The sequence below is a fragment of the Archangium violaceum genome (genome assembly GCF_016859125.1).
GTDB lineage: Bacteria > Myxococcota > Myxococcia > Myxococcales > Myxococcaceae > Archangium > Archangium violaceum_A.
Window position 1 is genome coordinate 10,949,130 of sequence record NZ_CP069338.1, and the last position, 13,679, is coordinate 10,962,808.

The 13,679-nt window shown below is 67.1% G+C and carries 15 protein-coding genes; 9 read left to right on the top strand and 6 right to left on the bottom strand.

All coding sequences use genetic code 11. The annotated features are described in order from the left end of the window. Window positions 1–93 precede the first annotated feature (93 nt). Window positions 94–1,002, bottom strand: coding sequence for a quinone oxidoreductase family protein (locus tag JQX13_RS46265; protein ID WP_203405785.1), 909 nt, complete (start codon window positions 1,000–1,002; stop codon window positions 94–96). Between the two features lie 243 nt (window positions 1,003–1,245). On the opposite strand from JQX13_RS46265, the gene JQX13_RS46270 reads away from it, so the two are divergent. Next, entirely contained in the window at window positions 1,246–2,199 is a 954-nt protein-coding gene (locus JQX13_RS46270) for an AraC family transcriptional regulator (protein WP_203405786.1), read from the top strand. Window positions 2,200–2,559: 360 nt separating this feature from the next. Here the strand turns inward: JQX13_RS46270 and JQX13_RS46275 are convergent, their stop codons facing one another. Then, window positions 2,560–3,027: a hypothetical protein gene (locus tag JQX13_RS46275; RefSeq protein WP_203405787.1), complete on the bottom strand. Its 468-nt coding sequence runs from the start codon at window positions 3,025–3,027 to the stop codon at window positions 2,560–2,562. A 582-nt stretch (window positions 3,028–3,609) separates the two neighbouring features. Between JQX13_RS46275 and JQX13_RS46280 the strand changes: the two genes are divergently transcribed. From JQX13_RS46280 to JQX13_RS46295, 4 genes are read left to right on the top strand one after another with little or no spacing between them, the layout of a single operon-like run. Beyond that, window positions 3,610–4,809, top strand: coding sequence for a hypothetical protein (locus JQX13_RS46280; protein ID WP_239014272.1), 1,200 nt, complete (start codon window positions 3,610–3,612; stop codon window positions 4,807–4,809). Between the two features lie 10 nt (window positions 4,810–4,819). Further along, a complete protein-coding gene (locus tag JQX13_RS46285; protein WP_343211047.1) occupies window positions 4,820–6,064 on the top strand; it encodes a quaternary amine ABC transporter ATP-binding protein in 1,245 nt (414 codons plus the stop codon). Beyond that, window positions 6,064–6,894, top strand: coding sequence for an ABC transporter permease (locus JQX13_RS46290; protein WP_239014273.1), 831 nt, complete (start codon window positions 6,064–6,066; stop codon window positions 6,892–6,894). Before JQX13_RS46285 ends, JQX13_RS46290 begins: the two co-directional genes overlap by 1 nt. Window positions 6,895–6,914: 20 nt before the next feature. Further along, on the top strand, window positions 6,915–7,820 hold the full coding sequence (locus tag JQX13_RS46295; protein WP_239014274.1) for a glycine betaine ABC transporter substrate-binding protein: 906 nt from the start codon (window positions 6,915–6,917) through the stop codon (window positions 7,818–7,820). Between the two features lie 32 nt (window positions 7,821–7,852). Here JQX13_RS46295 and JQX13_RS46300 read toward each other — a convergent pair whose 3' ends face one another. Together JQX13_RS46300 and JQX13_RS46305 are read right to left on the bottom strand one after the other, a co-directional pair. Beyond that, entirely contained in the window at window positions 7,853–8,392 is a 540-nt protein-coding gene (locus JQX13_RS46300; protein WP_203405788.1) for a GNAT family N-acetyltransferase, read from the bottom strand. A 26-nt stretch (window positions 8,393–8,418) separates the two neighbouring features. After that, on the bottom strand, window positions 8,419–8,865 hold the full coding sequence (locus JQX13_RS46305; RefSeq protein WP_203405789.1) for a helix-turn-helix domain-containing protein: 447 nt from the start codon (window positions 8,863–8,865) through the stop codon (window positions 8,419–8,421). A gap of 75 nt (window positions 8,866–8,940) precedes the next feature. Here JQX13_RS46305 and JQX13_RS46310 point away from each other — a divergent pair, with 75 nt between their 5' ends. Next, the gene (locus JQX13_RS46310; protein ID WP_203405790.1) at window positions 8,941–9,813 is read left to right on the top strand and encodes a class I SAM-dependent methyltransferase; all 873 of its coding nucleotides are present in this window, start codon (window positions 8,941–8,943) and stop codon (window positions 9,811–9,813) included. A gap of 143 nt (window positions 9,814–9,956) precedes the next feature. Here JQX13_RS46310 and JQX13_RS54955 read toward each other — a convergent pair whose 3' ends face one another. Beyond that, window positions 9,957–10,148 (bottom strand): hypothetical protein, encoded by a 192-nt coding sequence (locus JQX13_RS54955; protein ID WP_239015560.1) that lies wholly within the window; start codon window positions 10,146–10,148, stop codon window positions 9,957–9,959. 11 nt (window positions 10,149–10,159) lie between these two features. Between JQX13_RS54955 and JQX13_RS54960 the strand changes: the two genes are divergently transcribed. Both JQX13_RS54960 and JQX13_RS46320 read left to right on the top strand, forming a co-directional pair. Further along, on the top strand, window positions 10,160–10,813 hold the full coding sequence (locus JQX13_RS54960; protein ID WP_239015562.1) for a hypothetical protein: 654 nt from the start codon (window positions 10,160–10,162) through the stop codon (window positions 10,811–10,813). Between the two features lie 245 nt (window positions 10,814–11,058). After that, entirely contained in the window at window positions 11,059–11,625 is a 567-nt protein-coding gene (locus JQX13_RS46320) for a hypothetical protein (protein ID WP_203405791.1), read from the top strand. Between the two features lie 49 nt (window positions 11,626–11,674). Here the strand turns inward: JQX13_RS46320 and JQX13_RS46325 are convergent, their stop codons facing one another. Further along, entirely contained in the window at window positions 11,675–12,892 is a 1,218-nt protein-coding gene (locus JQX13_RS46325) for a serine hydrolase domain-containing protein (protein ID WP_203405792.1), read from the bottom strand. A gap of 75 nt (window positions 12,893–12,967) precedes the next feature. On the opposite strand from JQX13_RS46325, the gene JQX13_RS46330 reads away from it, so the two are divergent. Continuing rightward, window positions 12,968–13,594, top strand: coding sequence for a TetR/AcrR family transcriptional regulator (locus JQX13_RS46330; RefSeq protein ID WP_203405793.1), 627 nt, complete (start codon window positions 12,968–12,970; stop codon window positions 13,592–13,594). Window positions 13,595–13,679 lie beyond the last annotated feature (85 nt).

Below are 13,679 nucleotides of genomic sequence, written 5' to 3' on the forward strand. Positions count from 1 at the left end.
CGCCGGTCACGAGTCGAGCACCTCGGTGTTCTGTCAAGCAACCAGGCGCCATTGTCCGTCCTCCGTGGACATCACACAGAGCGGGCTGCTGTATCAAACGGGGAACTCTCGCCGCGGAGACGCGTCCGGGAGGATCACCACCTTGCCCGATGTCTTTCGTTGCTCCATCGCACGGTGCGCGTCGGCGAGCTCACCCAGGGCGAACGTCTGGCTGATCACCTCGAGTTCGCTCTTCGCCACGAGCTCGAACGCTTCGCGGAGTGCTGCCGCCTGGACATCGGACGGCAACGCCGGCAGCGAAAAGCCCACCAGGGCCTGATTCTGGTAGGTCATCCGCATGAGTTGCTCGCCGTTGACCTGTGTACCGAGCGGACTGTCGGCGCCAAAGACGACGAGTCTGCCTCGCGGGGCCAGTGCCCGAAGACTCTGCGCGAAGATGTCACCACCGCTTCTCTCGAAAACCACGTCGGCGCCGCGGCCTTCCGTCACCTCCCGGACGCGCTCGGGCCAGTCCACGCGCGTGTAGTCGATGGCGATATCGGCTCCGAGTCGCCTCGCGAGCGCGCGTTTCTCCTCGGTGCTGGCTCCGGCGATGACGCGTCGAGCACCGAACCTCCTCGTGAGCTGGACGAGAAAGGAACCGACGCCGCCCGATGCCGCCGGGATGAACACCGCGTCACCGTCCTGGACCCGGGCCGCGATGCGAAGCGCGGCGAGTGCGGTAGGGGCCTGGTTCAGCAGCGCCACGGCTTTGTCGAAGGGAAGGCCGTCGGGAATCGGGGTGATGAGAGAGGCCGGCGCGAGTGCCAGTTCCGCGAAGGCGCCCTGGTTGGGCAGCATGGCCACGACGCGGGCACCGCTCCGGAGATGTGCCACTCCGCTGCCGACCGCGGTGATGACTCCCGCGGCTTCGTAGCCCGGAGTGAATGGCAGGCTCGGCGCTCCGGGAAGTCGTCCATCGCGCAGCAGCACCTCCGCGTAGTTCAACCCGGCGGCGTGCACCCGGATCACCACCTCGCCATCGCCTGGAACAGGAGCCTCGACCTCTTCGAGTCGAAGTTCCTCGGGTCCTCCGAGACGTCGCATTCGAATTGCTTTCATACCTGTCTCCACCGTGAGCCTGCGCTCCACGCGAAGGGTTCGCATGTCTGTCGCAAGACGTACGAAGGAGATAGCCCGTGGAGCCAGGACGATCACTGGCCGTTCGTCCGGTTTTATGGCTCAATCGTCCGGGAGGAGAGGCCCATGGATGTTCTCGCCGACACCCTGCGCAGCGTTCACCTGCGGAGCATCGTCAACGGTCGGTTGGAGATGAGCGCCCCCTGGGGCATGCGTGTCGACGCGCGAGACGTGACCACGTTCTATGTGGTCACCCGCGGAGGTTGCGTGCTCGAGACCCGCGACACGCGTCTCACGCTCGCGGCGGGTGATTTCGTCTTCATCCTCGCGGGGACCCCGTTCGTTATCAAGGACAGCACGAAGACGCCGCCCGTCCCGGCGACTGAAATCTACGCGAACCGGGGAGGGCGTTGCGGAGGACTCATGCGCTATGGAGGACCGGGAGCACCCACGACGCTCATCGCGGGCAGCTTCGTCTTCGAGGGAATGTCATTGAGCCCGCTCGTCGCGTGCCTGCCAACGGTGCTCCATGTGAAGGGTGACGGCGGCATCGCCACGCGGTGGCTCGAGTCCACGATGCAGTTCGTGGCATCGGAGATGGAAGCCGAGCAGCCCGGCCATGAAACCGTTGCGAGCCGGCTGGGTGACGTGTTGCTGGTCCAGGCGCTGCGAACATATGTGGCGTCGCTGCCCATCGAGCAGGGGGGATGGCTTCGGGCCCTTTTCGATCCACAACTCGGTGTGGCGCTGCAACGCCTCCATGAAAGGCCGCAAGAGCCCTGGACGGTCGAAAGTCTCGCGCGGATCGCGAGCATGTCGCGCTCGGTGTTCGCGGAGCGTTTCAAGTCGCTCATCGGCGAAGGGCCGATGACATACCTGACGCGCTGGCGCATGCACAAGGCCATGCAACTCATGGCGGAACGAGGGCCGTCGACGAGTGCGATTGCACAAGCGGTCGGCTACGAGACAGACAGCGCTTTCGTCAAGGCCTTCAAGCGCCACGTGGGGGAGACCCCGGGCTCTTTCCGGCGTCGGATGAAGGACCGCGAAGCAACCCCGCCCGAGAGGGCGTCACGCTGACTCGCGCCTCAGGCACGCACGCGCACGACGAGCTGTCCGAAGGGCCTCCGGTCCAGGTGCTCCAGCACGGCCGCGTCCCACGCGTGCCCGAGACAGCAGTGCCCTGGCCTTGTCCAGGTCCGCCTTTCCAATCCACGACCGTTCCGGTGTCGGCTCCATCGGCGCGGAAACGAGCCGGATGCGCGGGCCCGAAGTGGGAGTCGACGCGAAGGCGTGGGGCCGTGGCATCGACCGCGCGCACTACGCATTCGCGCCCCCGAAGCGGACTATCTCGACGAGACTGTTACCGAGCACGCTGGATGAGGGAGAAGTGGGCCTGGGTGAGCAAGCAGAATGATGGAGAGGCCCCCCGGGCGTGGCTCAGTCAGTGGGTGTGGCGGGCCCAGACCCGCCAGGGCCCAGCAAAGGGCTGGCTACCTTCTCCTCGAGCCCATCTCCTTCCGCTTGGAGCACTTCACGGATGACACGATCGGCCACCTCGTCCAACCAGCCACGCAGGGTCGCGGCGAGCTGCTGGTACTGGGGCCAGAGGGTCTCCTTCACGAAACGCTCGGGCACCCGCACCATGACCGTGGTGCGCCGCTGCCCCCGGTAGCGGTAGGGCTTCAGATCGTACCGGCGTAACAGAGCGACGAAGAGTCTGCGCTGCCACTCGTCCGCCAGCGAGAATTGGTATTCCACCGCTGGCTGCGCCTCGTTGGCGGCCTTCAACCTGGCGAGAATGCGGTCACGCGCGGCTTCAGCGGCCTCGCGCTCCCCCAGGGTGGTCGCCCCGGCGAAGAGGGACTCGATGGCGGCCAGCTTCCTTCGGAGTGACTCCTCGTCCATGGGCTCCCTCCTGTTTCCGCGCGCAAGGTAGCTGAGCCCCATTCCGGGTGACAACCTGAATCGTTCTGCTCCAGGAGGTGACCGCTGAGGTGCGGTGTCGAGGCCAGGGTGCAGGCGGAGTCAACGCCTCGCGGTGCCGTGTGGCCGCTCGAATCCTGGGGAGGGAAGCGCCCCGCCACCTCACAATCAGCCGGAGTTGTCAAGCAGCGGTGCCTCAGAATCCGCCATGTTGTTTGACCACAAATAAATTTGGTGGACGTCCAGGGAGGGCGGGTGGTATCCCAGGGTCTACTTCGAGCGGATGGGCATCTCCCGGTTCGTTCTGGATGCCATCCGGGCGGTGTCCGGCCACGTACCGTGGCTGTGGGCCCGAGGCCCTCGGGCCTCTACCCGCGGGCGAGGCGCTCTCGTGCGCTTCGTCCGGCAGCAGCGAGGCCTCCGGGCGTGTCTGCCCCTCCTCACGGGGAGCAGCCGTCCGAGGTCTCTCGACACATTGAAACCGGGTGCATCGCACCCACGAGCCCTCTGAGAGGGATGGCCGGGTCATGCCTCCTCCTCTGCTCGGGCCAGGAGTCATCGCCGTTGAGTCAATCCAGCCGTTGCGTTCCCCTCCTGCTGACCACCTCCCTGCTGTGCGTGTTGCCCCTCCAGCGGGCCGCGGCTGAAGAGGAGGCGGCGGCGAAGGATCATCTCCACGTGGGCGGCGCGCTGCGCCTCAACTACTTCGTGAAGAGCTGGGAGGGGCAGGAGGGCAACCGCCAGCGTTGGGGGGACGTGGCCTTCGATACCTTCCGCCTCAACGTCGACGGGCGGCTGTCCTCGCTCCTGCTCTCGGCCGAGTACCGCGTCTACGCCGGCTACTCGATGCTGCACCATGGCTACATCGGGTACGCGTTCTCGGAGAGCACCCAACTGCAATTCGGTGTCCACCGCGTCCCCTTCGGCCTGCTGCCCTACGCGTCGCACAACTGGTTCTTCGCGCTGCCGTACTACCTGGGCTTCGAGGACGACTACGACCTGGGCCTCAAGCTGGTGCACGAGCACGGCCCGTGGAACCTGCAGCTCGCCTTCTACAAGAATGACGAGGGCAGCTACACCGGCAAGAGCACCGCCAGCGCCCGCTACTCCTACGACGTGGTGCCGGTGAGTCCCGCCAATCCCGGCGAGGCGTACCTCGAGACGGAGCAGGCCAACTCGGAGACCAACCAGCTCAACGCGCGGGTGGCTTATCGCATCTCGCACGGCGAGCTCGGCGGCACCGAGCTGGGCGCCTCCGCGCAGGTGGGGCAGCTCTACAACCACATCACCGAGCGCCAGGGGCTGGGCTGGGCCGCCGCGCTGCACCTCAATGGCGACTACGGACCCTGGAACGTGAAGCTGGAGGCGCTCCACTATTCCTATCAGCCCGCCAACCCCGAGGGCGTGGACGACTCCTTCGTGACGGTGGGGGCCTATGACGCTCCCTACAGGCTGGCGAGCCGGGGAACGGTCTTCGTGGCGGGGGTCTCCTACAGCGTGCCCGTGTCCTGGGGCCCCATCTCGAAGCTCACCTTCTATGACGACTATAGCTTCCTGCTGAAGTCACGCGCCGGGTACGAGGACTCGCACCAGAACGTGCTCGGCGCGCTCATCACCGCCGGCCCCGTCTTCACCTACGTGGACGTCGCGTCCGGCAAGAACCAACCCTGGCTGGGGCCGGACTACGGCTTCGCCCTCGCCGAGGGCCTCCCCGATGCCCGTTGGGAAACGAGGTTCAACATCAATGCTGGCTACTACTTCTGAGCACCTCCGGGTGACTGCCTCCAACCCCGAGCGGACCACCGCGAGCGAAGCGAGGGCCATGGCCATGACGGAGGCGAAGATCGAGGTCCGGGGCCTGAGGAAGATCTACGGCGGCCGCCCGGACAAGGCGCTCGCCCTGCTCCAGCAGGGGCTGTCCAAGGAGGAGATCCTCCAGAAGACGGGCTGCACGGTCGCCATCCAGGACGCCACGTTCGAGGTCCACCGCGGGGAGATCTTCGTCATCATGGGCCTGTCGGGCAGCGGCAAGTCCACGGTGCTGCGCTGCCTCAACCGCCTCATCGAGCCGAGCGCGGGAAGCGTGGTGGTGGACGGGCTGGACGTCACGAAGGCAGGCAAGGCGAGCCTGCTGGAGATCCGCCGGCGCAAGATGGCGATGGTCTTCCAGAACTTCGGGCTGCTGCCGCACCGGAACATCGTCCACAACGTCGAGTACGGCCTCGAGGTGCAGGGGGTGGACAAGGCCACGCGCCGGGCCAAGGCGCTCCAGGCGCTGGAGCTGGTGGGACTGCAAGGCTACGCGGACAAGCTGCCCCGCGAGCTCAGCGGTGGCATGCAGCAGCGGGTGGGCCTGGCTCGCGCGCTCGCCACCGACGCGGAGATCCTCCTGATGGACGAGGCCTTCAGCGCGTTGGACCCGCTCATCCGCAAGCAGATGCAGGACGAGCTGCTCGAGCTGCAATCGAAGATGAACAAGACCCTCGTCTTCATCACCCACGACCTGGACGAGGCACTGAAGCTGGGGAGCCGCATCGCCATCATGCGCGACGGCGCCATCGTGCAGCTCGGCACGCCGGAGGAGATCCTCACCCGGCCGGCCAACGACTACGTCCGGGCCTTCGTGCAGGACGTGGACCGCACCCGCATCATCACCGCGGGCGCCATCATGGAGCGGCCGGAAGTCATGCTGAGCCCCCAGGACGGCCCGGCGCTGGCCGTCGAGCGGATGCGGGAGGCGGGCGCCTCCACCCTCATCGTGACGGACGCCTCGCGCCGGTTCCGGGGCGTGGTCCGCATCGACGACGCGCTGGCCCTGGTGCGTGAGAACAAGCACAGCCTGGAGGACGCCATCCTCACCGACGTGCCCACCACCACGGCCGATACGCCCATCGCGAAGCTGGTTCCGGTGGCGGCCGGAACGAGGATTCCCATCGCCGTCCTCTCCGAGGACCAGACCGTCCTGGGCATTGTCGGGCGAGCCTCCATCCTGGCGGGCATCGTGGGGGAGCAGCGCTGATGAAGCTTCGTCTCGGAGAGGGGTTCGAGCGCCTCATCGACATGCTCAAGGAGCGGTTCGATCCGTTCTTCCACTCGCTCGCGGATGGCCTGACCGCCGCCATCCGTGGCCTGGAAGCCGTGCTGCTCCTGCCGCCCAGCTACGTCATCATCGGGCTGCTGGCGGCGGCCTCCTGGCGGCTGTCCGGGCTGGGCTCCGCGGTGCTGTCCGCGCTGGGCCTGCTGCTCATCGACAAGATGGGCCTGTGGCAGGCGACGATGGAGACACTCGCGCTGGTGCTCAGCGCGGCGGTGGTGTCGCTGCTGCTGGGCATCCCGCTGGGCATCGCGAGCACCTACAGCCGGTGGATGGAGCGGCTGATGCGTCCGGTGCTGGACCTGATGCAGACGATGCCCGCCTTTGTCTACCTCATCCCCGCGGTGCTCTTCTTCCGGCTGGGGAAGGTGCCGGGCATGGTGGCCACCGTCATCTTCGCCATGCCGCCGGCGGTGCGCCTCACCCAGCTGGGCATCAAACAGGTGCCGCGCGACGTGGTGGACGCGGCCATCGCCTTCGGCTCCACGCCCCGGCAGCTGCTCTTCCAGGTGCAGCTCCCCATTGCTCTGCCCACGCTGCTGGCTGGCGTGAATCAGACCCTCATGCTGTCGCTCTCGATGGTGGTCATCTCCGCGATGATCGGCGCCGGGGGCCTGGGCGAGGAGGTCCTCAAGGGCATCACCCAGCTGCGGATCGGACTGGGTTTCGAAAGCGGTATCGCGGTGGTCATCCTGGCCATCGTGCTGGACCGCCTGACGCACGCGCTGGGCCAGTCCCGGACGCGTCCTTCGTGACCGACAAGGAGCACACCCCCGTGAACGAAAGACAACGAAGCATGCCGGCCCTCCTGCTGGCGGCCCTCGCTGGCCTCCTCCTCGGAGCCACCGGCTGCAAGAAGGAGCAGCCCGCTCAGGCCACCCAGGCGCCAGCCCCGCAGGGCAAGGGCGTGGTCAAGCTCGTCTATGTGAACTGGGCCGAGGGAGTGGCGATGACCCACCTGGCCCGGGCCATCCTCGAGGACCGGATGGGCTATCAGGTGGAGATGACCATGGCGGATGTCGCCCCGGTCTTCACCGCGGTGGCGAACGGTGACAGCGATGCCTTCCTCGACGGATGGCTTCCGATCACCCACAAGGACTACCTGGAGCGCTTCAAGGACAAGGTGGTCGACCTCGGCCCCAACTACGAGGGTGCACGCATCGGGCTGGTAGTGCCGTCCTATGTGAAGGCCTCCTCCATCGAGGACCTCGAGGGCCTGAAGGCGGAGCTCGATGGGCAGATCGTCGGCATCGACTCGGGCGCGGGCATCATGACCACCACGGAGAAGGCCGTGAGCGAGTATGCACTGGGCCTCAAGCTGGTGCCCTCCAGCGGTCCGGCGATGACTGCCACTCTGAAGGACGCCATCAGCAGGAAGCGCCCGGTGGTGGTGACGGGCTGGAAGCCGCACTGGAAGTTCGCCCGTTGGGACCTCAAGTTCCTCGAGGATCCGAAGGGCATCTATGGCGGGGCGGAGACCATCCACACCATCGCCCGCAGGGGGCTCGAGCAGGACAAGCCCGAGGTGGCCAGCTTCCTGCGCAACTTCAAGCTGGATGACCAGCAACTCGGCAGCTTGATGGGCGCCGTCGCCGAGACGAGGGACGACCCGGCCAGGGCCGTCCGCGAGTGGGCGAAGCAGCACCAGGCCCTCGTGGACAGCTGGATTCCGAAGGCCTGACTTCTACCGGGGGCGGCCCCCTTGGCAGGGAGTCAGGCCCGCGCTCGAGGCGGGTGGGTGGGTGGCGCGAGCTCGTCCGCGAGCAGATCCAGCAACACGCCGTCGTGCCAGGTGCCGTCAGCGCCGCGCTCGTATTGACGCATGGTGCCGACCGGCCGGAAGCCAACCTTCTCGTACGCCCGAATCGCACGGGCGTTGTCCGCGGCAGGGTCGATGACCAGCCGATGGTGGCCCCGCTCCTCGAACAGGTAGACCGCGAGCGTGCGAATGGCTTCGGGAGCGAAGCCTCTCCCCCACGCCCGCGGGCTCAAGAACAGGTCGATGCTCGCATGGCGGTACTGGGGGTCGAGCTCTTCGCTGAACTGGATCGCGCCGATGACACCGTGCTCGTGCTCGATCACATAGACGGTGACGTCCGGATCCGGCGCGATGAGCTCGGACTCGACCTTGCTCTCGTCGAAACCCGGCCACCACCGGGAGACCGCCGGATCCGACAGGATGGCCGACAGGGGTGCGAGATCCTCTGGTCGGGGGGGCCGGAGGAGCAACCGTTCGGAGCGTAGGCTTTTCATGAACGGCAATCTACGCCGACATACGCTCAGCGACAGCGCCCGCCCGAAGGCAATTGATGCTTCTTCGTTCGCGCTCCAATGGCTCCAGACGCGGCGGCCCGCAGGATGCGGCGGAAGGTGGGGCATTCCATATGGCTCGGCGCGGGGCAGGCAGCGGCATGCCGTAGGCTGTCGCGCAGGGCGCTGAGCTCGCGGATCGTCCTGTCCAGCTCCTCCGCCTTGGCCGTGAGCATCTGCCGGTCGATGCGCGTCCGCCCATCCGGCGCGAACATGAGGGCGATCTCATCGAGCGAAAAGCCGGCGGCGCGCCCCAGCGCGATCAGCGCCAGCCGCTCCAGCACGCCGGGATCGAACAGACGGCGCAGGCCCCGCCTGCCGATGGAGGCGATCAGCCCCTTCTCCTCATAGAACCGCAGCGTCGAGGCAGGAACGCCGGACCGCCGCGCTACCTCGGTGATGTCCAGGTCTCTCACCCTCTTGACCTCAAGTCGACTTGAAGTGGCACCGTACGGCTTTCGATTCTGGAAGGCACGCAAAAGGAGACGATCATGAATGTCACGCGCCAGACCGATGACGCGCAGACGACGCTTTGGAATGGCCCCGCCGGACGCGCCTGGGTCGAGACGCAGGAGTTGCTCGACCAGATGTTCAAGCCGCTCGAAGACCTGCTCGTCGAAGCGGTCTTCGCCGGCTCCGGGCGCCAGGTGCTCGACGTCGGCTGCGGTACGGGCAGCACGACGCTCGCCGTCTCGCGGCTGCTCGGCGCGAACGGCCGCTGCATCGGCATCGACATTTCGGAGCCGATGCTCACCGCCGCCCGGGCCCGCGCCGAACGGGAAGGCACACCGGCGAGCTTCATCCGCGCCAACGCGCAGAACCACGCCTTCGAGCCCGCGAGCTTCGACATGATCATTTCGCGCTTCGGCGTCATGTTCTTCGACGACTCCGTCCGGGCCTTCGCGAACCTGAGACGAGCCGCGAAGGACGACGCCGAATTGCGGTTCGTCGCCTGGCGGAGTCCTTCGGAAAACCCGTTCATGACGACGGCCGAGCGCGCCGCGGCACCGCTCCTGCCGAACCTCCCCGCTCGCCGGCCGGACGCGCCGGGGCAGTTCGCCTTCGCGGACCAGCGCCGGGTCCATCGCATCCTGGAGGAAGGCGGCTGGGCCGAGATCGACATCCGGCCGATCGATGTTGTCTGCACCCTGCCCGAGAAGGAGTTGGTCCGGTACCTGACCCGGCTCGGTCCCCTCGGCCTGATTCTTCACGAGGCGGACGACCGGACTCGCACCCAGGTCATCGAAGCGGTCCGCGCCGCTTTCGAGCCCTATGTGCACGGAGCGGAAGTCCGCTTCAACGCTGCCTGCTGGATGGTCGGCGCCCGAGCGCCGTCCGCGCCGAAGGAGGCCGCGAGTACCTGAGTGGCCGCGGTGGCGGCGGCGCCCGTGGGCTGGACGCTCCTGCGCTCGGATCAGAGCTCATCGCAGATCAAGGCCTGGGTCTTCTACAAGGTCGCCACCGCGTCCGAGCCCACCAGCTACGCGTTCACCATCGACCTCGCCAGCTACATGGCCGGTAGCATCTCGGCCTTCGTCGGCGCGGACCCCACCCACCCCATCGACGCGCAGAGCGGCCAGAAGAACGGCCTCACCGCCAGCTTCAATACGCCCGCCATCACCACCACGTCCTCCAACGGCCTCGCGGTGTGGTTCGGCTCGCAGATCTGGACGGGCTCGGCGTGCCCGGCGAGCCCCATCGTCCTGCACCGTGGGGGACACGTTCTCCACCACGTACACCACCCAGGGCACCGTGACGTCCACCGCCATCGTGGAGCCGTCCGGTCTGGCCACCAGCCGCCTCACCCCGGGCGTCCTCTACGTGCACAACGAGGACACCACCGCCATCGTCGCCATCAGCACCACCGACGCGAGCACGCGGGGCACCTTCAACGTGTCCAACGTGACGCCCGCGGACTGGGAGGACGTCGCCACCGGGCCCTGCCCCACCGGCCAGTGCATCTACATGGGCGATATCGGCCGCGCGAGCGCCAGCCTCCCCACGCCGCCGTCCACCTTCACCGTCTACCGCATCCCCGAGCCCAACATCGGCGCGGGCCAGACCAGCGGCGACCTCACCGCACAGGCGTTCCCGTTCAAGTACCCGGACTCGCCCAAGGACGCGGAGACGATCATGGTGCACCCCACCACCGGTGACATCTACATCATCACCAAGTCGTACGCCGGCGCGAGCAAGGTCTACAAGTTCCCGCAGCCGCTCCCGGCCCCGGGCACGATGTCCACGCTCGTCTTCGTGGCCGACCTCCAGCTCCCCACCTCCACCACGGACACCAACCACAGAAATCGTGGTGCCCGCTGCCACCCAAAGCGCCGGACCAGGGCAATCGCTGAAGGGGCAGGATGAGCTGGCCGAGCGCCAGGGGTGTGTCTTCCGTCGCTCATGACGAAGCATTGACGGCACGAACCTTCCCCATGGGGCAGGTCCGGGTTCGCCAATAAACACATGCATCCAGTCTTTCCTGTCTGCCGACGCTTTCACATAACGAGTTGGCGCCCGGACGCAAACCCTCACATGCGACTGCTGCTAGCTTGGACGTCGCATCACAGGAGCAATACAAACGAACAAGTCATTCAAAGGAGCGATTGGCCATGTCGAGCAAGTCCAGCCATCTGGTTGCCATGTTGATGATTGGAAGCACCTTCGTCCTCGGGGGCTGCGGTGTGGGCACCGAAGACGAGGCTGGCGGCGAAGAGGCGGCGAGCCTCGCGACCACCCAGCAGGAGATCTCCTCCGGGTGGACCTCCTACACCTCCGAGGAATACGCGCCCATCAGCTGTGATGGTGGGAGCTTGATCAGCGCCTTTCAATGCAGTGGCTCCGATTGCGACAACATTCGTGCCTATTGCCAGCCCGCGGGCGGCGTTCGTGGTAGCTCGTACTGGACCCCCTACTTCTCGGAAGAAGGGACCAATTACAGGTACTGTGACTACGGTTATTGGATCACGGGACTCGCCTGCAGCGGTTCCTATTGCGACAACATCTCCCTCCAGTGCTCCTACATGAGCAACTTCGGTAGGAAGAATTGCTATTGGACCGGGTGGATGTCCGAGGAGAATGGCGGCTACCTCGGATTTGGTAGCGGCTATTACGCCGTGGGCGTGCAGTGCAATGGGGACCATTGCGACAACAAGCGCTACTACGTGTGCCAGCCGTGACAGAGGGTTGAACCACCCGTCGAAGGGGTGGGCGGGGGTGCTCGCCCCTTCAGTCGCCGGTGCCGTAGATGGCGTCGCGGAGCTCGACGGGGAAGGCTCCCGACATGCCCTCGAGCGCGGTGTTGGTGAGAGCCACGACCGTCAAGCCGCGAACCGGATCGACGAACCAGCTGTGGCCGTAGGCTCCGCCCCACTGGTAGCTCCCAGCCGACTGGGGGCTCCGGGCCTTCACCGGATCCACGAGCACCGCCGCGCCAAAGCCGAAGCCCCAGCCGGGTCCCTGCGTCTCGGCCTCCGGACCGACCTGCGCGCGGGTCATCTGCTCGACGGTGGACGCCGCCAACACCGGCGCGCCGCCCTCGCGGAGGCTCTCCAGGAGCCTCAGGAAATCACCCGCCGTGCCCACCATGCCCGCCCCTCCCGAGGGAAAGGCGCGTCGGTCCAGGGCTCGACCGGGAGCATAGCGGATCCCTCCACCCCCGAATGGCACGACGTGCGACCCGCCCATGCGCACCGGCTCCGGTTTCCCGTCCGCATAGGGCGTCGCGAGCCGCGCGGCGTCCTTGACGCTGAATCCCGTGTCCGACATGCCCAGAGGACGGGTGACGAGTCGCTCGACGACCCTGGGCAGCGGCGCCCCTCCGGCGCGGGCGACGACCGCTCCCAGCACATCCGTCGCCACGGAGTAACCCCAGCGCGTCCCAGGCTCGAACGACAGCGGAACCGACGCGATACGGCGAAGGTTCTCGTCCAGGGTCAGACCGGGCTCATCCAGGTCCAGACCATCGGAGACCCTCGCCCGGTGATACGGCCCCTGCTCGGACTCGAAGAAGCCATAGGTCAAGCCCGCGGTATGGGTCAGCAGCTGGCGCACGGTGATGACGGCTTCACGGCCGTCCGCCAGCTTCGGCCGGAAGGCCGGAATCCACTTCGTGACGGGCTCGTCCAGTGAGAGCTTCCGTTGGTCCACCAGGGCCAGTGCGGCAACGGACACGATGGGCTTGGACATGGAGGCCAGGCGGAACAGCGCGTCCTCCCGCATGGGCCGCCTCGCCTCGCGATCCGCGAAGCCGGCGGCGCGCCGGTAGACGACCTCTCCGTCCTTCGCGACGAGAACGACGGTTCCGACGATCCGCTTCTCCGCGAGCGCTCGGTCGATGGCCCCGTCCAGACGCGCCGCGAGGGCACGCTCCCCGGGGACGTCGGGGCGGGCGGGAGCCTGTGCGAGGCTGGCAACCACAAGGAGGGGGGCGATGGCAGAATACATGGTGCGGCACTCCTGTTTACGTAGTGACCGCTACACAAATAAGGCGCCCACCCTCCCATTTCAATAACGAACGCCATGAAAAACAGCTCCATCCCGGAACGGCGCCCGCGAGGACGCCCCCGGGGCTTCGACAGCACGAGGGCGCTCGATGAGGCCCTGAAGGTGTTCTGGCGGCTCGGCTACGAGGGCGCGTCGATCACCGACCTCACCGAGGCGATGGGCATCACGGCGCCCAGTCTCTATGCGGCGTTCGGGTCCAAGGCGGAGCTCTACCGTCAGGCCCTGGAGCGTTATCGGGCCGAACAGGGCGCCTTCACGGCTCGCGCGCTCGCCGAGGAGCCGACCGCCCGCGCGGCCATCGCCAGGGTTCTGAGGGAGTCCGCCAGGGAGTTCTCCAGCCGGAAGCACCCCCGCGGATGCTTGATCTCGACGGCGGTCCTGACGTGTGCCGCCGAGAACCAGCCGATCGCCGAGCTCGTCGCCGGACTGAGATCGGGCACGCTGGCGCTGTTCAGGGACCGCATCGCTCGGGGTATTGCCCAAGGAGAGCTGCCGGCCGGGACGGACGCGGAGGCCCTCGCCCGGTATTTCGGCGCCATCATCCAGGGCATGTCGGTGCAGGCGCAGGACGGCGCGAGCGAGGCCGAGCTTCTCGCCCTCGCGGAGGTCGCGATGCGCGCCTGGGACAACAAGAGGAGCTGAAGGCTCGCTGGAACGACCCCGGCGGAGAGGGCACTCGCGAGCGCTCCTCCCCGCCTCGTGGGCCGAGCCCCGGGGAACACGCCCC

Coding starts and splice junctions, on each gene's coding strand:
- JQX13_RS46330 (WP_203405793.1), top strand. CDS start 12,968: ATGAAAAACAGCTCCATCCCGGAACGGCGCCCGCGAGGACGCCCCCGG.
- JQX13_RS46275 (WP_203405787.1), bottom strand. CDS start 3,027: ATGGACGAGGAGTCACTCCGAAGGAAGCTGGCCGCCATCGAGTCCCTC.
- JQX13_RS46270 (WP_203405786.1), top strand. CDS start 1,246: ATGGATGTTCTCGCCGACACCCTGCGCAGCGTTCACCTGCGGAGCATC.
- JQX13_RS46290 (WP_239014273.1), top strand. CDS start 6,064: ATGAAGCTTCGTCTCGGAGAGGGGTTCGAGCGCCTCATCGACATGCTC.
- JQX13_RS54955 (WP_239015560.1), bottom strand. CDS start 10,148: ATGGGGCTCGCCGGGCACGCCGAGCCCGTCCAGATCTGCGAGCCGAAC.
- JQX13_RS46320 (WP_203405791.1), top strand. CDS start 11,059: ATGTCGAGCAAGTCCAGCCATCTGGTTGCCATGTTGATGATTGGAAGC.
- JQX13_RS46325 (WP_203405792.1), bottom strand. CDS start 12,892: ATGTATTCTGCCATCGCCCCCCTCCTTGTGGTTGCCAGCCTCGCACAG.
- JQX13_RS46310 (WP_203405790.1), top strand. CDS start 8,941: ATGAATGTCACGCGCCAGACCGATGACGCGCAGACGACGCTTTGGAAT.
- JQX13_RS46300 (WP_203405788.1), bottom strand. CDS start 8,392: ATGAAAAGCCTACGCTCCGAACGGTTGCTCCTCCGGCCCCCCCGACCA.